17 protein-coding genes are annotated in these 17,574 nt (G+C 58.7%); 7 read left to right on the forward strand and 10 right to left on the reverse strand.

Going from position 1 to position 17,574, the window contains the following annotated elements; all coding sequences use genetic code 11:
• Positions 1-16: 16 nt before the first annotated feature.
• From RAE21_RS13130 to RAE21_RS13165, 8 genes are all read right to left on the reverse strand, one after another.
• On the reverse strand, positions 17-928 hold the full coding sequence (locus tag RAE21_RS13130; protein WP_313881737.1) for an amino acid ABC transporter substrate-binding protein: 912 nt from the start codon (positions 926-928) through the stop codon (positions 17-19).
• A 107-nt stretch (positions 929-1,035) separates the two neighbouring features.
• Positions 1,036-2,013, reverse strand: a complete 978-nt coding sequence (locus RAE21_RS13135) for a LysR family transcriptional regulator (RefSeq protein WP_313881738.1) — start codon at positions 2,011-2,013, stop codon at positions 1,036-1,038.
• Between the two features lie 71 nt (positions 2,014-2,084).
• Positions 2,085-3,233: an oligogalacturonate lyase family protein gene (locus tag RAE21_RS13140; RefSeq protein WP_313881739.1), complete on the reverse strand. Its 1,149-nt coding sequence runs from the start codon at positions 3,231-3,233 to the stop codon at positions 2,085-2,087.
• Between the two features lie 21 nt (positions 3,234-3,254).
• Positions 3,255-4,544, reverse strand: a complete 1,290-nt coding sequence (locus RAE21_RS13145; RefSeq protein WP_313881740.1) for an ABC transporter substrate-binding protein — start codon at positions 4,542-4,544, stop codon at positions 3,255-3,257.
• Between the two features lie 27 nt (positions 4,545-4,571).
• The gene (locus tag RAE21_RS13150) at positions 4,572-5,690 is read right to left on the reverse strand and encodes an ABC transporter ATP-binding protein (protein WP_313881741.1); all 1,119 of its coding nucleotides are present in this window, start codon (positions 5,688-5,690) and stop codon (positions 4,572-4,574) included.
• Between the two features lie 13 nt (positions 5,691-5,703).
• Positions 5,704-6,603, reverse strand: coding sequence for a carbohydrate ABC transporter permease (locus RAE21_RS13155; protein WP_313881742.1), 900 nt, complete (start codon positions 6,601-6,603; stop codon positions 5,704-5,706).
• Positions 6,603-7,487, reverse strand: a complete 885-nt coding sequence (locus RAE21_RS13160) for a carbohydrate ABC transporter permease (protein WP_313879001.1) — start codon at positions 7,485-7,487, stop codon at positions 6,603-6,605. Before RAE21_RS13160 ends, RAE21_RS13155 begins: the two co-directional genes overlap by 1 nt.
• 29 nt (positions 7,488-7,516) lie before the next feature.
• Positions 7,517-8,671 carry a mandelate racemase family protein gene (locus RAE21_RS13165; RefSeq protein WP_313881743.1) on the reverse strand — a complete coding sequence of 385 codons (1,155 nt, stop codon included), beginning with the start codon at positions 8,669-8,671 and terminating at the stop codon, positions 7,517-7,519.
• Between the two features lie 126 nt (positions 8,672-8,797).
• Between RAE21_RS13165 and RAE21_RS13170 the strand changes: the two genes are divergently transcribed.
• Both RAE21_RS13170 and RAE21_RS13175 read left to right on the forward strand, forming a co-directional pair.
• Positions 8,798-9,559, forward strand: coding sequence for a FadR/GntR family transcriptional regulator (locus RAE21_RS13170; RefSeq protein ID WP_313881744.1), 762 nt, complete (start codon positions 8,798-8,800; stop codon positions 9,557-9,559).
• A gap of 134 nt (positions 9,560-9,693) precedes the next feature.
• Complete coding sequence (locus RAE21_RS13175; protein ID WP_313881745.1) at positions 9,694-10,776, forward strand: porin; 1,083 nt, start codon at positions 9,694-9,696, stop codon at positions 10,774-10,776.
• 86 nt (positions 10,777-10,862) lie between these two features.
• On the opposite strand, the gene RAE21_RS13180 is transcribed toward RAE21_RS13175, so the two are convergent.
• Positions 10,863-11,477: a hypothetical protein gene (locus RAE21_RS13180; protein WP_313881746.1), complete on the reverse strand. Its 615-nt coding sequence runs from the start codon at positions 11,475-11,477 to the stop codon at positions 10,863-10,865.
• A 3-nt stretch (positions 11,478-11,480) separates the two neighbouring features.
• Complete coding sequence (locus RAE21_RS13185) at positions 11,481-13,340, reverse strand: ABCB family ABC transporter ATP-binding protein/permease (RefSeq protein WP_428984028.1); 1,860 nt, start codon at positions 13,338-13,340, stop codon at positions 11,481-11,483.
• 40 nt (positions 13,341-13,380) lie between these two features.
• Here RAE21_RS13185 and RAE21_RS13190 point away from each other — a divergent pair, with 40 nt between their 5' ends.
• The 5 genes from RAE21_RS13190 (at position 13,381) to RAE21_RS13210 (ending at position 17,574) form a co-directional block, all read left to right on the forward strand.
• On the forward strand, positions 13,381-13,797 hold the full coding sequence (locus tag RAE21_RS13190; protein ID WP_313881748.1) for an acyl-CoA thioesterase: 417 nt from the start codon (positions 13,381-13,383) through the stop codon (positions 13,795-13,797).
• Positions 13,798-13,983: 186 nt separating this feature from the next.
• The gene (locus RAE21_RS13195) at positions 13,984-14,880 is read left to right on the forward strand and encodes a branched-chain amino acid ABC transporter permease (protein ID WP_313875050.1); all 897 of its coding nucleotides are present in this window, start codon (positions 13,984-13,986) and stop codon (positions 14,878-14,880) included.
• Positions 14,880-15,956: a branched-chain amino acid ABC transporter permease gene (locus tag RAE21_RS13200; RefSeq protein ID WP_313881749.1), complete on the forward strand. Its 1,077-nt coding sequence runs from the start codon at positions 14,880-14,882 to the stop codon at positions 15,954-15,956. Before RAE21_RS13195 ends, RAE21_RS13200 begins: the two co-directional genes overlap by 1 nt.
• Positions 15,953-16,780 (forward strand): ABC transporter ATP-binding protein, encoded by an 828-nt coding sequence (locus tag RAE21_RS13205; RefSeq protein WP_313875048.1) that lies wholly within the window; start codon positions 15,953-15,955, stop codon positions 16,778-16,780. Before RAE21_RS13200 ends, RAE21_RS13205 begins: the two co-directional genes overlap by 4 nt.
• Positions 16,777-17,574: an ABC transporter ATP-binding protein gene (locus RAE21_RS13210; RefSeq protein ID WP_313875047.1), complete on the forward strand. Its 798-nt coding sequence runs from the start codon at positions 16,777-16,779 to the stop codon at positions 17,572-17,574. Before RAE21_RS13205 ends, RAE21_RS13210 begins: the two co-directional genes overlap by 4 nt.

The raw sequence follows: 17,574 nt of genomic DNA on the forward strand, positions 1-17,574 counted from the left end.
GAGGCCACACTAGCGCTCAGAACGGCACAAAGTCGCTGGGGTACTTCCAGAAATCGCGCAGCAAATAGCTTACCGGCAGATTCAGGGCCTTGTCGTTGGGCGGAATCGGCTTCAAAAACCATTTGTCGTAGACCGGCTGGATCTCTTTGCTGACGATCAGCCGGCGCATTTCTTCGTCGACCAGCTTTTTGAACTCCGGATCATATTTGGACAGCATGATGGCCAAGGGCTCGGTCGTCAAAAACTTGCCCACCACCTTCAGGGCATCGGGCTTGGGGCGATTGGCGGCCAAGCCGTAAAGCAACACGTCATCCATGACAAACGCATCAGCATCGCCTTTTTCGACCATCTCGACCGCCTTGGCATGGTCAGGCGCCTCCAGAATCGTGACGCCCAGCAGGCGCTCACGATTGGCTTGCTCAGCGGCTTTGAGCGGCGTCGTTCCTTTGGTGGAGACCAGTTTCTTGCCTTCGAGGTCTTCAATCCGGTCGATCCGGGCGTTGGAGCGCACCAGCAAACGGGCGCCGGTAATGAAGTGCGGAACGGTGAAGGCCACTTTCTCGCGCCTCTCGGCATTGTTGGTGGTGGATCCGCACTCGAGGTCTACTTTGCCCTCAGCCACCATGGCGATCCGGTTTGCAGAAGTGACCGGCACCATTTCGACCTGCATGTTCTTGGCGCCGGTCTTCTTGCGCACCGCCTCTGCCAGCTTGAGGCACAAATCCACGGCATAGCCCACCGGCTTTTTGTCGGCATCAACATACGAAAACGGGATGGAGGATTCGCGGTGCCCGATCAGCAGCTTGCCACCGGCACCCACCCGGTCGAGCACGCCTGCGGCATGCGCCCCGCCAGCCCAGACAGTGGCGCCCAGGCAAGTCAAAAGACAGATGGCCTTTGCGGCATCCCGTGCAGAACGAAAGATCATGTCAACTCCAACGACATAAAGAATGAGGGCAGGGCTTGCACCTTAGCCCGGGGCGCCGCTTTCAGCTTGTAGCAGCGATAAGCGGCGATACGGGGGTCAAGCAACTATCAGGCCGGCATGCTGCCTTGGGCGTGCAGGTAGTCCCACAGGGCCTGCGCTGAGCCTTTGGGCGCTCGCGTGTGGGCGCGCTGGGCTGCGCTCAGCCCGCGACCGGTCTCCCGCAAGGCCAAACGCTCGCGGTAGGCGCGCACCTCCATGGTGATTTGCAGACCTTTCATATGCGCCGGTAAGGCACTGACCAATTTTTTGGCACGGAGGTCTTTCTTGACCGCACTGTGCGGCAAAAAGGCGACGCCATGCCCCTCCAGAGCCATAGCCTTGAGGCCCTCTGCCATATCAGTCTCATAGACACGGTCGAAATGAATTGGAGCGTCTGCCTGCTTCAAGATGAGTTCCACCATCTGGCCCAGATAGGCGCCGGGTGCATAGCCCAGATAGGGCAAAGGCTGACCCAGTTTGCCGGGCAAGCAGAACATCGGGTTGCCATCGGCATCTGGCTTGGAGTACGGGGCCACGATCTCTTCCCCCAAGCTGACCATTTCATAGCGGTCTGCATCCAACTGGTAGGGCTGGGAGGGGTGGTGGTAGGCGATCAGCAAGTCGCAGCTGCCTTCCACCAGGCGCATCACCGCGTCGTGCACATTCAGTGCAATCAGCCGGCTCTTCATGGGGCCGAACTTCTCGCGCAACTCGGACACCCACGCCGGAAAAAACGTAAACGCCAGCGTGTGCGGCACCGCAAATTCCACGACGTCTTGGGCGGCAGTCGTATGCCCGCGCAGCATGGCGCGGGTGCTTTGCAGGGCTTGCAGCACCTCCAGGGACTGGTCGTAGAGCGTTTCACCCGCCGGTGTCAGCCGGGTCGGGTAGCTGCTGCGGTCCACCAGATCGGTGCCTGCCCACGCTTCTAGAGACTGAATGCGACGAGAGAACGCGGGTTGGGTGACGTGGCGCAGTTGCGCAGAGCGGCTGAAACTCCGGGTTTCAGCCAGAGACACGAAGTCTTCGAGCCATTTGGTTTCCATGGGCGCGCATTATGCGTGAAACGCATGGATTCACCATTGACCCGGCAAACCGGCCCTACAAGTTGCCGGATTTACAGGTCCGCAAGATAGAGCGCAGGCTCGCCTTCGGCATCGCTGGTGAAAAGTACCTGCCGCTCATCCGGCGTAAACGATGGATGGGGATGAGTGACCTGCCGGTTACCGAGGTACACGCGCCACGAGCTGTCGTGCCGCGCAAGCTTGCGGGTATGGCCGGCCTTGAGGTCGAACACATACAGATAGGGGTCGTTCTGGACCTTGTGGGACGAGCTGTCTGACACATCCACCGGGGTGCCAGACCCGTCACCCACTACCAAGCTGCCATCCGCGTTGCTCATCAAATGGGAGCACGGCGGCATGGTTGTGAGCACCCGGGTTTGCAGGGTGACCGGATCCAACGAGCACATGGCACGTTCGGTGCGCCCTTTGAAGTAAGACACGAAAACCATCGCCGAGCCGTCCGGCACCCAGAACTCATGGGTGCAACTCTCGGCCGGCTCATGCTCCTTGCCGCAGCGCAGGTTGGTGCCGTCTTCATTGACAAACCACATGCGCGCATCGATCAGATCATGGGTACCTTCATGGCAAAAAGCAACGGTGTTGTCATCAAAGGGGCGGTACTGGGGGTGGCCCAGCCAGAGTTTTTCTTCGTGAATTACGGTCCGCGCTCCAGTCGCCAGATCGATACGGATCAAGCGGCAACGCGGCTTGGAATGAAACATCTCGCCGAACTTTTTCCAGTCGGTCAGGGGGAACCAGTCGGTACCCAGTATCTCGATACCGACCATCTTGGTGCACGCACTATTGGCGACCCAAGTGCCATAGCCCACCCAATCAGAAGGGACGATGTAGACACACTCCTCTTTCAAGGTGGCGAGCTCCAGGCGGATCAGCTCCCGCTCGGCGCGTACAAAGTACAAAAATCGATCGTCCGGGCTCAAAAAGCCACCGAAGGTGTTCTCCCCCGGCTGATCGGTCAATTGGGTCGCGACACGGGTTTGCAAGTCCAGCAGGTGATAGTGCCATTCACTCCCAGACCGCGCACCAAACACCAGTCGGTTCCCGTCATTGCTAAAACACTTTTGGTAGAAATAAGTGCGATGGCAGGCGGTGTCCAAGGGGCTTAGCCGTGTGACACGAGCACCGGTATCCGGGTCTGTTTTGAAGGTGAATTCAAACTGTCTGGTACTTGCTTTACTCATGAGCGGTCCGGGTTTACTTTCTTACTTGATACGTTGCAACAAGGCGTTGCCCTCTTCCACCAGGCGCTTGGCGGCTTCTAGCTCCGTGGTCTTGCCGTAGGCCACTGTCTCGAAGACTTCGCGGATGAACTTGTTGAAACGGGCGTTCTCAAACAAAGGCGAAGGCATATCGATCTTGCCGCTGTCTTTTTGCTTTTTGATTTGCAAGAAGGCCTTGAGCTCAGCGCCCTGCAAAGCGTCGGTCCGCACAATGGCTCGGAATTGGCTGTCTGCAGATGGCACTCCGCGGGTGATACCGAGGATGGCGATCGCCTCTGGGTCAGTCACCATGAAGTTCAGGAACTTGGCGGCCATCTCGGGGTTCTTGGTCTTTTTACCCACCGCAAACATCAGGGACGGGCGACCGAACATGCCGGAGTTTTTCGCGTTGGGCAGGGTCAAGAATTCACCTACATCCAGCTTCTGGTCTTTGTTCAGGGTGCTTGCGCGCAAACCGATGACGCTGTCCCAGGTGTAGTTACCGGCCCAGTTGCCGCTCACCCAGTCTTGCTGCTGCTCGGTCGGCTTCTCAGCGCCGCCCAAGGAGGCGCGCACCGGCAGTGGCACCGCCACATTGTTGGCCGCCAGCTTTTTGTAGGTTTGCACCCACTCGAGGGCAGCAGCCTCAGACATGGCGACCTTGGGCTGCGATGGATGCACATAGGGAGTGCCGTGCTTTTGCATGATGTAGGTCTGCGACAGCAAAATCATGTCGTAGAGCTCGCCATCAATGGCGTAGGCCTTGTCGCCAAACTTTTGCTTGAACACCGGCCCGGCGGCAAACAAATCTTCCCAGGTTGCGGGCATCTTCAGGCCTGCACGCTCGTAGGCTGCGCGGTTCCATAGCATGATGCGCGCGGTGTACGACACCGGCAAGGCATTGAGCTTTTTGTTGATAACGCCGGTCTGCAAGTCGGCCTCGGAAAACTGGTTCAAGCCGATCAAGGCCTTGTGCTTGTTGAGGTCCAGGAATCCGTCGCCGGTCTTGGAGAAGGTGGAGAGCCAAGCCCAGTTGATCTGCATGATGTCCGGCTCGGTGCCACCGGCGTACTGGGTCGACAAGCGCTCCAGGTAGCCGTTGAAACCCATGTACTCGGCCTTGATTTTCACGCCGGGGTTTTTTGCCTCGAAGGCGGCGATGGCTTTCAGTGTGGCGTCGTGCCGGGCACCACCACCCCACCAGGAAAAGCGCAGAGTCGTAGTCTCTTGGGCGCTTGCCGCCATGGCGATTGAAAGCGCAGCACCTGCCAACAAAATAGAACGTCGTTTCATGGTTGTCTCCTCATTGATTTTTTGATGTCACAAGAACAAGTTCAGCCCGGTGTCCATGTCAAATGCATGGCACGCATCCATCTGGATACCAAAAGCATGGCGGTCCCCGCGGGTTTTGCCCGCCAAGTCGCGGAGTTGGTCCGCGGGGACACGGGCCGTCAGCGGTATCTCGCCCAAGGTGAAGTGCACAAACACCTCACTGCCCATGTGCTCCATGAAGCGCAAGGTCCCGTCCACCATGTGCACCGCGGATTCGCTGTGTCCACCTGCGGTGATGTGTTCCGGGCGGATACCGAACTTCACTTGGGTCTGTGACTTCAAGCGCTCCATGTGCTTTTGTGGTGCTGGCAGCGTGACCCCGCCGATGGACAGTTGAGCCCCCTGGTTCGTCACCGCTGCGGGGATGATGTTCATCTCCGGCGAACCGATGAACCCGGCGACAAACACATTGGCGGGCCGGTCGTAGAGTGCGGTGGGCGTATCGACTTGCTGGATTTCGCCATCCTTGAGCACACAGATGCGTTCACCCATGGTCATGGCTTCCACTTGGTCATGGGTGACATAGACCACCGTGGACGGACGCCCTTGCTCCCGCAAGGTGCGATGCAGTTCGGTCAGGCGCACCCGCATCGATGCGCGCAACTTGGCGTCGAGGTTGGACAGCGGCTCGTCGAACAAGAACACCTCCGGGCGCTTCACGATGGCGCGGCCCACCGCCACCCGTTGTGCCTGTCCACCTGACAATTGTTTGGGGAAGCGGTCCAGCAGATGGTCCATCTCCAACAGCTTGGCGGCTTCACGCACCCGCGCATCGATCTCGGCCTTGGGCGTGCCTGCAAGTTTCAAGCCGAAGGCCAGGTTGTCATAGACCTTCATGTGCGGGTACAGGGCGTAGTTCTGGAACACCATGGCAATGCCGCGTTGCTTGGGCGGCAAGCTGTTCACCACCTGGTTGCCGATCAACAGCTCACCGCCGCTGATGCTCTCCAGCCCCGCAATCATCCGCAGGATGGTGCTTTTGGCACAGCCCGAGGGCCCTACAAACACCATGAACTCGCCGTCGCGGATTTGCAGATCCACGCCGTGCACTGCTTTGAACCCGTTGGGGTATGTCTTCTCGATTTTTTTTAATTGCAATTGCGCCACAAGAGGCTCCTCTTTAACCTTTGATACCGCTGCTGGCGGCACCTTCAATGAAATGCCGTTGTGCCAGGAAGAACACGACCAGTGATGGAATCAAGGCCACCACCGAGATGGCAATGACGCTGGCCCATTCGACCTCTTCGGTGGCACCGATGCTCATCTTCAGTGCCAAAGACACGGGGTAGTTCTCTACGCTGGAGAGATAGATCAGGGGCCCCATGAAGTCGTTCATGCTCCAGATGAACTGAAACACCACGACCGATATAAGGGCCGGTTTCAGTATGGGGATCAGGATGTGCCACAGAAGCTGGAGCGCGTTGCAACCGTCGATCTGGGCGGCCTCTTCCATGTCACGCGGAATCCCGCGCAGAAACTGCACCAGCATGAAAACAAAGAAGGTATCGGTCGCGAATGCCGATGGAACAATGAGCGGCAGGTAGGTATCGATCCAGCCGAATTCCTTGAACATGAGGTACTGGGGCAAACGCAGAATGATCAGCGGCAGCATCATGGTTCCCACCATCACACTGAACAGAAATTTCTTGCCCCAGAACTCGAAACGCGCGAACGCATACGCCACCAGGACACATGAAATCACCGTCACGATCACCTTGGGAATGATGATCAAGAATGAGTTCAGGAAGTACGTCGCAAAGGTGTACTCTGTGCTGGTCTTCCATCCCTTGGCATAGGCCGAAAAGTCAAATCGGCTGGGCCAGAAGCCGATTTCGGTAAACACTTCTGCATTGGTTTTGAAGGACGCACCGACCAGCCAGATCATGGGGTACAGCATGACCAGGCCCATGACCAGCAGCACACCGTAGCGCACGGCCGCACTGATTTTTTCTTTGCGCTGGAGCTCGTTCGCGTAGGCGTCTGAGCTGGCACGCTCTGCCAGAGTCAGTTCGGCTTGCATTATTTGCGCTCCTTTTCACCGGAGTAGAAGACCCAGTACTTGGATGTGAAGAAAGAGATCGCACTGAGGCCCGCCACGATCGCAAAGAGCACCCAAGACAGCGCACTGCCGTAGCCCAGGTTGAAGTACTTGAAGCTCTGGTCGTAGATGTACAGCGACAGCACATACGTGGAGTGCAAGGGGCCGCCCTCGGTGATCATGTAGGGGCCGTTAAACTCCTGGAAGGCGTGCACCATTTGCATGATCAGGTTGAAGAAGATCACCGGGGTGATCAGCGGTACCGTGATCTTGAAAAACTGCTGGGTCTTGCTGGCGCCGTCGATTTCAGCGGCTTCGTACAACGAGGTGGGCACGTTCTGGAGTGCTGCCAGAAAGATGACCATTGCCGAGCCGAATTGCCAGGTAAACAAGAGCACCACGGTCCAGAGTGAGTAGTGCTCGTCAGCCAGCCACGCGATGGGCTGCAGGCCCATCTTCATCATCACGATGTTCACCAATCCGTTTTGGGAGAAGATGAATCGCCACATGATGGCAGCGGCGATAGACCCACCCAGGATGGACGGCAGGTAATACGCCGAGCGAAAGAAGTTGATGCCACGCAGCTTGAAGTTCAGCACGTGGGCCATGAACAGCGCAAACCCAACCCGCATCGGGACAGCCACTGCGGCAAACAGCAAAGTGACCCCCAGCGACTTTTGGAATAGCGGGTCTTTTTGGAACAGCTCTTGGTAGTTCTCCAGGCCGATGTACTGGGGCGGGCTGATGAAGTCGTATTGCGTGAAGCTCAATGCGAAGCTCATCACAAACGGGAAGAGCTTGAAGCCCAGCACCCCGATCACAAAGGGCAGCACAAACAGAAAGCCTGTTGTTTTGTTTTCGTACATATGTGAGGTCCTTGCTACAGATAGGAACTTTAGTAGCGCGACACGGTGTGGGCTTCGATGTAGTCGAAGTTGATGTCTTCGCCCAGCCCCGGTTTTTGCGACAGGTGAACGAAGCCTTCGCTGTCCATCGGGTCGACCAAGGCATGCAGGTAAGCCGGCACGTCGTCGTACTCCAGGAACGGGTGCAGCAAGCCCCGTTCGTACCACTTGCAGTTTTTGATGGCCGCGCAGGCTGCCAGGTTGGCCGCACCGTTGCCGTGGACCTCGCAGTCCATTCCGAATGCCTCGGCCAGATGGGCGACCTTCAGCGTCGGTGTGATGCCTCCTACGCCGGGCACACCTGCGCGCAAGATGTCGCAGGCACCGTGCTGCACCCAGGCTGCGCGGCTGTAGTGTTTGCCAGAAAGGCTCTCGGGCCCGAGGATGGGAATATCGAGCTGCCCTGCGAGCCACGCGTACGACTCCATGCTTTGTTCGTTCATCATTTCTTCGAACCAAGCGAATTGGAGTTTTTCGAGTGCACGGCCGATGCGCAATGCATCTACACGGCTGTAGTTGTGATAGCCGTCCAGCATCAATGCGATATTTGGGCCCACGGCTTCACGGACAGCAGCACAGGCCTTGATGTCCATATCCACATCCGGAGCGAAGCGCACCGGGGGCATCCAAGTGTGGATCTTTATGCCTTTGTAGCCGCGCGCTACCAGCTTGACGGCAAAGTTGGCATAGTCATCCGGTGTGGCCAGCCCTCCGGCCAACTCATCTCCGCACATGGTGCTGCCGTAGGCAGGCACCTTATCGCGGTAGCCACCAAGAAGGCGGTACACCGGAGTTTGCAGTGCGCGACCTGCCAGATCCCACAGCGCTTGCTCGACGGCGGCAAGCGCCCGGTCGGTCAATTGGCCGGCGCTTCCGCGTTGGCGGTGCTCAAGGCTCTTCCAGATTTTTTCCCGCTGCATCGGGTGTTGCCCTAGGGCCGCTGGGCGGACAAAGGCATCCAACACGTGAGAGCGCACCACTTCTTGGGGCGCGAATGCATAACCCTTATCGCCAGTATCCGCCTCTAGGGTCAGCAGTGCCATTTTTGCCTGGCTCTCTGCGCCCGGGTGAGAGTGCCCATCGCTGTCCACCGACCGCCGGGTGGGGTAGGTGAATATCTGCCCTGTAATTTTTTCGATCTTCATGGGATGTCCGCAAATTGATAGAGTGACTATAGACCAAGACGTCAGACGTCTTAGATGGTACTAACCCTTATGCGTCGTAAATTGGGCGATCGAGATCATTCGCACCCTCATTAAAATCTGACTCATATGACCACCCCCTCCCCCAAACCCCTCACCAGCAAAAGTCAGCCACAGCGGGTGGTCGACAGTCTTCAGGCGCGCATCTTGGCGGGCGAGCTCAAACCCGGGGATCGCATTCCACCGGAGCCATTGCTGATGCAAGAGTTCAGCGTGAGCCGAACGGTGGTCCGCGAGGCGATGTCCAGCCTGCAGGCCAGTGGCTTTGTGAAGACGCGTCACGGAATAGGTACGTTTGTTCTGGAGCGAGCTGTGAACGGCGGCCTGCTGTCAGCTCCGCCGCCAGAACTACATGTCAAGCAAACCCTTGCTATGCTGGAGCTGCGGATCAGCCTGGAATCCGAGGCTGCAAACCTCGCTGCCTTGCGCCGCACGGAGGCTCATTTGGCGGTGATGCGGGATGCCTTGCAGAACTATCGGGCCAACTGGCAGGCGGGAAAGAGCACGGTGGAAGACGACTACCGCTTCCACGCTGAAATTGCTGCCGCTACCGACAACCAGTATTTTTTGGAAGTGCTGGGCAACCTGGGCAATGCCACCTTGCGCTCTCACTCCCACGAAGGAACAGAGACCGCCAAGAGCCATGCAGCGGCAGGCCAGTTCGGCGAGGCACTCCCCATTTTGTCGGACGGAAAAGAGATCGCCCAACGCGAGCATGAAGCCATTTTCGACGCCATCGCCCGCCAGGATGCGGCGTCTGCCAAGGCCGCGATGTTCATGCACTTGAGCAACAGCCGCGAGCGACTGCGGCGCAAGATCGAAGCGGCCTGACCCAGCCCCCGTCCCATCTCCGGCAGGGTTTTCACTGATTTTGGATTTCAGACTTTCTCCTAAACTCAATTTCAGTCATCTGACGTCTGACTTATGACGAGTTAACTGATTTCACACCAACGAGGAGATTTGAAGTGCGCCCTATTCCATCCACCCTGCTGCCGCTCACCCTGTGTGCATTGATCAGCAATGCATTTGCACAGTCGGCCCCAACACCCGCTCCCGCATCTACTGCACCAGCGGTCACCTCCGCTATCCCGGTCAAAATCTCTGGCCGCCTGGACGTTGGCCTGAGAAGCGCCATTCCTTCGGACCTGTCCAAAGAAACGACCTCATCGGAAGCGGTGGATGAAGGTTCGAATGCACGCCTGAATTTCTCCGGCGCTTCTGACATTGACAGCGACGTGAGCAGCTATTTCGTGATCGAAATGCGCTTTAACGCCGACAACGGTGCGCAGAACGACAGCGCCGCTTTGTTCAAAGACAAAGCGTGGGTTGGTTTGAACAGCAAGAAATACGGCGACCTGAAGCTCGGCCGCCTGCACTCTCCGCAATACGGCATATCGACCGCAGGCCGCTATGAGGCATTCATCGGCGACAGCTATGCCTCCATGGGATCACGTGGCGCTCTGGCGGCCAACCAGTGGAACAACGCGATTTACTACACCACCCCCACTGCCAACGGCTTCAACGCCGGCCTCACGTTCAGCAAAGGTGAAAAAACGGCAGCAAATGGCATCGGTGCCCACCTGGCCTACACCAGTGGCCCTGCATCGGCGGCATTCAGCGTCCAGCAAGAGCAAGACAAGTGGGACACCACTACCCAAAAGACCATGGACACGGTGGCGATGGGCGCCTATTACGACTTCGGAATCGTGCGCGTAGGTGGCACCTATGCACGATCCAGCAAAGCCAACATCACCGGCAGCGGCAGTCAAGATGTTTTCACCGTTGGTGTTCGGGTGCCTTACGGCCCGGGAGAAATCCGGGCCTCTGTGCGCAACATCGACGAAACATCGCGTAAATCTGCAACCGACGCCAGCTCCGACGTAGACAGCTTCCGCATCGGGATCGGTTACGCCTGGCTACTGGACGCGACGACCGGCGTGCACTTCTCGCTGGTGCGCGACACACAGAAACGCTTTAACGCCAACGGCTCAGAAAAGAGCAATGCCTCGGGCGAAGGCGCTGAAATCTCTTTGCGCAAGACCTTCTAAGGGCGCACGTACTCCAGGTTAATCAAGGTTGAATTGCGACGGGTTGAGGGTCCGGCTTGATCGCCGGACCCTCTTTTTTACCGCTTTCAGGCTGGCAAGTTCTGCCCGGTCAATGCCAGATACGCATCGCGGGTGCCAACGCTCACCGATTGCAGCACCTGCTGAAAGGCCGTTTTGTGCCGGGCCAGCAAACGGGCGGAGGCCACCGTCTTGGAGCGGCAATACCAATGGCAGGTGTGCTGCATCAAGAAGAGTTCTGCCGACAGGGTGAACGCACGGCGCTTGGGCGCCAAACCCGCCCGGTTTTCAACCACGGCAGCAATGCCACGCGCGTGCACTGCAAACGCTTCCCGCGCATCAAACCCCGCCGCTGGCCACCAGCGGGCCGCGTAAGGAATGGCGATGGGCAAACGGCTCACGCGTGTCGCGGACGCCTCCAGCGTGGCGAACTCGGCCGCAAACGCCGCGAATTGCTCGCTCAGGGTTTGCTCCTGCACCTCGAGGTAGCTCCAGACCTGTGCCTGGCGCTCGGCATCTTCTTCGCCCAAGGCCCGCAGATACCCGTCGGTGAGGCTTTCCATCAACTTTTCAATATCAAAGCGCGACAGCGTCGAACCCAGCAGGGCAATACGCTCACTCTGGTCCTTCTTTTTGGCCCACGCGAAAGCGAGTGCCGCTACCAATAACAACAGAACATCCATAAATTACTCCCCGCTTTGTTGCAAAGCCCACATGGACGCGTAACGTCCATTGGCCAAAAGCAGCTCGGCATGATTGCCGCGCTCGATGATGCGACCGGCATCCATCACCAATATCTCGTGCGCATCCACCACCGTCGACAAACGGTGCGCAATCACCAAGGTCGTTTTGTTGCGCGAAACGCCTTGCAACTCCGCCTGGATCGCGCGCTCATTGGCGCTGTCCAAAGCACTGGTGGCTTCGTCAAAAATCATCACAGGCGGATTCTTGAGCAGCGTGCGGGCAATGGCCACGCGCTGTTTTTCGCCCCCACTGAGCTTCAAGCCCCGCTCGCCCACCATGGTGTCGTACCCGCGGGGGGCAGCGGCAATAAAGCCATGAATGTGCGCGGCCTTGGCGGCTGATTCCACCTCGGTACGGCTGGCACCGGGGCGGCCATAAGCAATGTTGTATTCCACCGTATCGTTAAACAGCACGGTGTCCTGCGGCACGATGCCGATCGCTTGGCGCACGCTGCCTTGGGTGACGTTGCGGATGTCTTGCCCGGCAATCGTGATACGGCCCTGCTGCACGTCATAAAACCTGAACAGCAGCCGCGCCAATGTCGACTTGCCCGAGCCGCTGGGCCCGACTACCGCGACAGTTTTACCCGCCGGAATCTCGAAACTGATGTGGTGCAGGATGGTGCGCGCCTCGGTGCCCGCAGCGGCTTGGCTGCCTGTCGGGTCATAGCTGAAGGTCACCTCTTCAAACCGCACGCTGGCATCGGCCCCGCCGGCCGCCAGTTGCAGGGGGTGCGCATCCGGCGAATCCGCAATCTCGCGCTCACGCTCCATCAGGCTGAACATCTTTTCCAGGTCGGTCAGGCTCTGTTTGATCTCGCGGTAAATCACGCCCAGAAAGTTCAGGGGAATGTAGAGCTGGATCATGAAGGCGTTGACCATGACCAGGTCGCCCAGCGTCATGCGCCCGTCCACCACACCCTGCGTGGCACGCCACAGCATGGTGACCAGCGCGCTGGCAATGATGAGCTGCTGGCCGCTATTGAGCAGGCTCAGGGTGCGCTGGCTTTTGACGGCTGCCCGGCGGTAGCGCTCCAGGTTTTCGTCGTAGCGGCGGGCCTCGAAGTCTTCGTTGTTGAAGTACTTCACCGTCTCGTAGTTCAGCAGCGAATCGATGGCCCGGCTGTGCGCCGTGCTGTCCATCTCGTTCATCTTCTTGCGGAACTGGGTGCGCCACTCGGTCACGGTGACGGTAAAGCCGATGTACACCACCAGCGCAATGCCGGTGATCCAGGCAAACCAAACGTCAAACTTGACTGCCAGCAGCGTGAGCACCAGCGTCACCTCGATCAAGGTGGGCACGATGCTGTAGAGCGAATAGTTGATCAGCGAATGCACGCCACGGGTGCCCCGTTCGATATCGCGCGTCATGCCCCCGGTCTGGCGCTCCAGGTGAAAGCGCAAGCTCATGGCATGCAGGTGGCGGAACACCTGCAGGCTGATGGACCGTGCGGCGCCCTCGGTCGCCTTGGCAAACACCAGCTCGCGCAGTTCGCTGAACAAAGACGTGCACAGCCGCAATGCGCCATACCCGACAAGCAGCGCCACCGGTACCACCAGCACTGCCGTGGCGTCACCGGGCTTCAGGGTCATGGCGTCCACCAGCTGCTTGAGCAGCAAGGGCACGCTGACGTTGGCCAGCTTCGCCGCCACCATGAAGCCCAGGGCTGCGATGACCCGCCATTTGTAGGTCCAAAGGTACGGAAACAAGCGTTGCAGCGTCTTCCAATCCGAGGAAGGTGGCATGCCGGGCGCCGACGGGGGAGCGGCAGGCGCGGCTGCAGGAAGACTAGAGGGTCGCATGGGGGACAATTCAGAGAAGTTTCAAGTCAGGATTGTGCCCATGTCTACTGTTCCAAGCCCCGCCCATGTTCAATTGCCCGTCGATCAGGAGCTGGTGCTCAAAGTCATCCCCATGCCGGGGGACTGCAATGCCAACGGCGACATCTTCGGCGGCTGGGTCATGGCCCAGGTCGATCTCGCCGGCTCCGTGCTACCCGCGCGCTACACCCAGGGGCGCATGGCCACCGTCGCGGTCAATGAATTCATATTCAAGCAGCCGGTGCGCGTGGGCGACATCTTGAGTTTTTTCAGCAAAGTGAGCCGGATCGGGCGCACCTCAATCACGGTCAAGGTCGAGGTCTATGCCGAGCGTTACCGGTCGCAAGGAAACTACACCAAAGTCACCGAGGCGTCACTCACCTATGTCGCCATAGACGACCAGGGACGCCCGCGCCCCATCAATAAAACCGGCAAATAACGCTACGTTTTTGATAGCTACCCGCGCATACAAAGCGGGCGCTACAGGCACTATTAGCAGATAGCCTGCAGCAGGAAGCCCCGGCGTCAAAAAGGGCTTTCTAAGGGACAACGAGATCAGTGGGAACCCTATCGGCGATTGAAGAGCACCCCGCTATAACCGAACTGCACTTCCAGAGGAGACAACGTGCAGTTCCTTCAATTGCTGATCAGCGGCGTAGCACAAGGGTGCATCTACGGCCTGATTGCACTCGGCTTTGTATTGATTTACAAGGCCACCGAAACCGTAAGCTTCGCCCAAGGCGAGCTGATGATGTTGGGCGCCTTCGGCGGACTGGTGGGCATGACCATGCTGGGCATGCCTTACTGGATCGCTGTACCCAGCGCGATCCTGGGCATGGCCGTATTCGGCATCTTCTTGGAGCGCATGGTCATCCGCCCGATCCTGGGGCAACCCGCGTTTTCTATCGTGATGCTCACCATCGGCATCGGCTATGTGGCGCGCGGGCTGATCACCATGATCCCCGGTATCGGTACCGACACCAACGCCTTGGCCGTGCCCTACAAAGACGAGATCCTGAAGTTCGGCGGCAATGAAATGGGCATCGGCGCCCTGGTGCTCAACGTGGAACACCTCGTCATCATCGGTGCGACCGGCGTGTTGTGCGTGCTGTTGTTCGCCCTGTTCCGCTACACCAAGCTGGGCATCGCAATGCAGGCCGCCTCCCAGAATCAGTTGGCCGCGTATTACATGGGGATCCCGGTGCAACGCCTGAACGGCTTGGCTTGGGGTCTTGCCGCGGCGGTTGCCGCGATTGCCGGAATACTGCTCGCCCCCATCACTTTTGTGCACGCCAACATGGGCTTCATTGGCCTGAAGGCGTTCCCTGCCGCCGTGGTGGGCGGGTTCGGTAGCTTGCCGGGTGCCATCGTCGGTGGGCTTGTCATCGGGCTGGTGGAGTCTTTTGCCGGCTTCTACCTACCCGACGGATTCAAGGACACCGCACCGTATGTGGTGGTGTTGGTCATGTTGATGGTCAAGCCGAATGGACTGTTCGGCGAAAAACTGCGGAAGAAAGTCTGATGCGTTTTATTTTCAAAACCGACTACGCGCAGGACATCAAGCTTGCCAAACACGGCGGTCACGTTTTTTGGTACAGCACGCTTATCGTCCTGCTATTGGCGGCACCGTGGCTGCTGACCGAATACAGCCTGGCCCAGCTGAACCTGGTGCTGATTTATGCGATTGCAGGGCTCGGCCTGATGCTGCTGGCGGGCTTTACCGGCCAGTTCTCTCTGGGCCACGCCGCCTTCCTTGGCGTGGGTGCTTACACACAGGCCTATCTGGTGCAAATGGGAGTGCCCTTTGTGGTGGCCCTTGCCTTGTCCGGCACGCTGTCTGCGGCGATCGGGATGGTGGTGGGTATCCCTGCATTGCGGCTCAAAGGCATTTACCTGGGCATGGCGACCTTGTCGTTCGGCTTCATCATCGAAGAGGTGTTTGCGCGCTGGGAATCTGTCACCGGGGGTAACGCCGGCAAGTCGGTTGCTGCGATCCGGATGTTCGGCTATGACTTGAGCAGTGGCACCGGCTTCTACTTTGTCTGCCTGGTGCTCACTGTGCTGTGCACCTTGGGCATTCTGAACCTGCTGCGCTCGCCTACGGGCCGGGCGTTTGTGGCGATTCGCGACTCTGAGATTTCAGCCCAGAGCATGGGCATCCATCTCGCGTATTACAAAACCCTGTCGTTCTCGATTTCAGCGGCTTTGGCCGGTATGGCGGGGGCCTTGTATGCGCACAACCTGCGCTTCATTTCGCCCGACCAATTCAACTTGCTGCAATCGATTGACTTGTTGTTGATGATTGTGATCGGCGGCTTGGGCTCGGTGCACGGGGTGTTTCTGGGGGCTATTTTCCTCATCATCCTGCCGCAGGGTATTTCGCTGAGCAAAGAGTTCTTGCCGGAAATCATCGGCCAGGCTCCCGGTCTGAAAAGCGTGATTTACGGCAGTGTCCTGATTGCTTTTGTGCTGTTCGAGCCCATGGGCTTGTACGGCCGCTGGCTCAAGGTGCGCACCTATTTGCAAATGTTCCCGTTCTACCGCAAGGGCATGTTCAAGCGGCAGAAATCCTTCCAAAAGTCTGATCGCCTCAAATGAGCACCGACACATTACTCTCCGCCCAGGACCTGAGCGTGCGCTTCGGCGGCGTGCTGGCGGTCAACAAAGTCAGCTTCGACGTCAAGCAAGGTGAGGTTTTCACCCTGATCGGCCCGAATGGCGCTGGCAAGACCACGGTGTTCAACCTGATCAGTCGCATTTACACCCCCACGACCGGCAGCATTGCCTACCGCGGGCCGCAGGGCATGCTGCAACTGACCGACCAGGCGCCCCAGGATGTGGCGTCGCTAGGCATTGCCCGGACTTTTCAGAACATCGAGCTTTTTGAGCACGCCAGCGTGCTGCACAACCTGCTGATCGGACGTCACACCCACCGCAAAACCAGCCTCTGGCAGGACTTGCTGTTCACCTCCGCCGTGCGCGAGGCTGAACTGAAAGCGCGGGAGAAGGCCGAAGAAGTCATTGAGTTTCTTGACCTGCAGCACTACCGCGACTCGTTGGTCGCCGGCCTGCCTTACGGCGTGCGCAAGGTGGTGGAGATGGCCCGAGCCCTGTGCACCGAGCCCAAACTGCTGTTGCTCGATGAGCCCTCCAGCGGCTTGAATGTGGAAGAAACCGACGACATGGCCTTCTGGATCCAGGACATCAAAAACGAGTTGGGCATCACAGTGCTCATGGTGGAACACGACATGAGTCTGGTATCCAAAGTGTCAGACCGGGTTCTGGCCATGAACCAGGGCGAAGTGCTGGCCATGGGCAGTCCACGCGAAGTGCAAACGGACCCTGCGGTCGTGGAAGCCTATTTGGGCTCGATCGACGATGTGTCGTCCTTGCGCCGCCAACCCGCGCGGGAGGTTGCATGAGCACCCTGCCCCCACCTATCAGCGACCAGCCGGTGCTCAAGCTCTCGAACGTTGAGAGTGCCTATGGGCCGATCAAAGCCATCCGTGGTGTGAGCTTGCAGGTGCGTCGCGGCGAAATAGCCACGGTGCTCGGCTCCAACGGCGCGGGCAAAACGACGATTCTGAAAACCATCTCGGGGATCATTGATCCGCGCAAAGGCTCGGTCGAATTCAAGGGCCAGGACATCACGGCGCGCGATCCGGCGCACATCGTGCAAGAGGGCTTGAGCCACGTGCCTGAAGGGCGTGAGGTTTTCCCCCTGCTCAGCGTGCATGACAACCTGCTCATGGGGGCCTTTACCCGCTCGGACCGCGACGGCGTGGCCAAAGATATCGCCACGGTGTATGGCTATTTCCCGATTCTGAAAGAGCGCGCCACCCAGGATGCGGGCTTGCTCTCAGGCGGACAGCAGCAGATGCTGGCTATCAGCCGCGCGCTCATGGCCGACCCCGACCTCATTCTCCTGGACGAGCCCAGCTTGGGTCTGAGCCCGAAACTCACCAAGGAGATTTTCGAGATCGTGGTGCGCATCAACCGCGAGCGTGGCACCACCATCCTGCTGGTGGAGCAAAACGCCAACATGGCGCTCAACGCCTCGGACTACGGCTACGTGCTGGAAAACGGCCGCATCGTCATGGAAGACACCTGCGCCAACCTGCGCGAAAAAGACGACATCAAAGAGTTTTACCTTGGCATGAAGGAGGACGGTGTGCGCGGGGAACGTCGTTGGAAAAAGAAGAAAACCTGGAGATAG

It is taken from the genome of Rhodoferax potami, assembly GCF_032193765.1.
Taxonomy (GTDB): domain Bacteria; phylum Pseudomonadota; class Gammaproteobacteria; order Burkholderiales; family Burkholderiaceae_C; genus Allorhodoferax; species Allorhodoferax potami.

Bases quoted from the DNA above. Each gene is read 5' to 3' on its own strand.
- RAE21_RS13130 (WP_313881737.1), bottom strand. From the start codon at position 928: ATGATCTTTCGTTCTGCACGGGATGCCGCAAAGGCCATCTGTCTTTTG.
- RAE21_RS13135 (WP_313881738.1), bottom strand. From the start codon at position 2,013: ATGGAAACCAAATGGCTCGAAGACTTCGTGTCTCTGGCTGAAACCCGG.
- RAE21_RS13140 (WP_313881739.1), bottom strand. From the start codon at position 3,233: ATGAGTAAAGCAAGTACCAGACAGTTTGAATTCACCTTCAAAACAGAC.
- RAE21_RS13145 (WP_313881740.1), bottom strand. From the start codon at position 4,544: ATGAAACGACGTTCTATTTTGTTGGCAGGTGCTGCGCTTTCAATCGCC.
- RAE21_RS13155 (WP_313881742.1), bottom strand. From the start codon at position 6,603: ATGCAAGCCGAACTGACTCTGGCAGAGCGTGCCAGCTCAGACGCCTAC.
- RAE21_RS13160 (WP_313879001.1), bottom strand. From the start codon at position 7,487: ATGTACGAAAACAAAACAACAGGCTTTCTGTTTGTGCTGCCCTTTGTG.
- RAE21_RS13165 (WP_313881743.1), bottom strand. From the start codon at position 8,671: ATGAAGATCGAAAAAATTACAGGGCAGATATTCACCTACCCCACCCGG.
- RAE21_RS13170 (WP_313881744.1), top strand. From the start codon at position 8,798: ATGACCACCCCCTCCCCCAAACCCCTCACCAGCAAAAGTCAGCCACAG.
- RAE21_RS13180 (WP_313881746.1), bottom strand. From the start codon at position 11,477: ATGGATGTTCTGTTGTTATTGGTAGCGGCACTCGCTTTCGCGTGGGCC.
- RAE21_RS13185 (WP_428984028.1), bottom strand. From the start codon at position 13,340: ATGCGACCCTCTAGTCTTCCTGCAGCCGCGCCTGCCGCTCCCCCGTCG.
- RAE21_RS13190 (WP_313881748.1), top strand. From the start codon at position 13,381: ATGTCTACTGTTCCAAGCCCCGCCCATGTTCAATTGCCCGTCGATCAG.
- RAE21_RS13200 (WP_313881749.1), top strand. From the start codon at position 14,880: ATGCGTTTTATTTTCAAAACCGACTACGCGCAGGACATCAAGCTTGCC.
- RAE21_RS13205 (WP_313875048.1), top strand. From the start codon at position 15,953: ATGAGCACCGACACATTACTCTCCGCCCAGGACCTGAGCGTGCGCTTC.
- RAE21_RS13210 (WP_313875047.1), top strand. From the start codon at position 16,777: ATGAGCACCCTGCCCCCACCTATCAGCGACCAGCCGGTGCTCAAGCTC.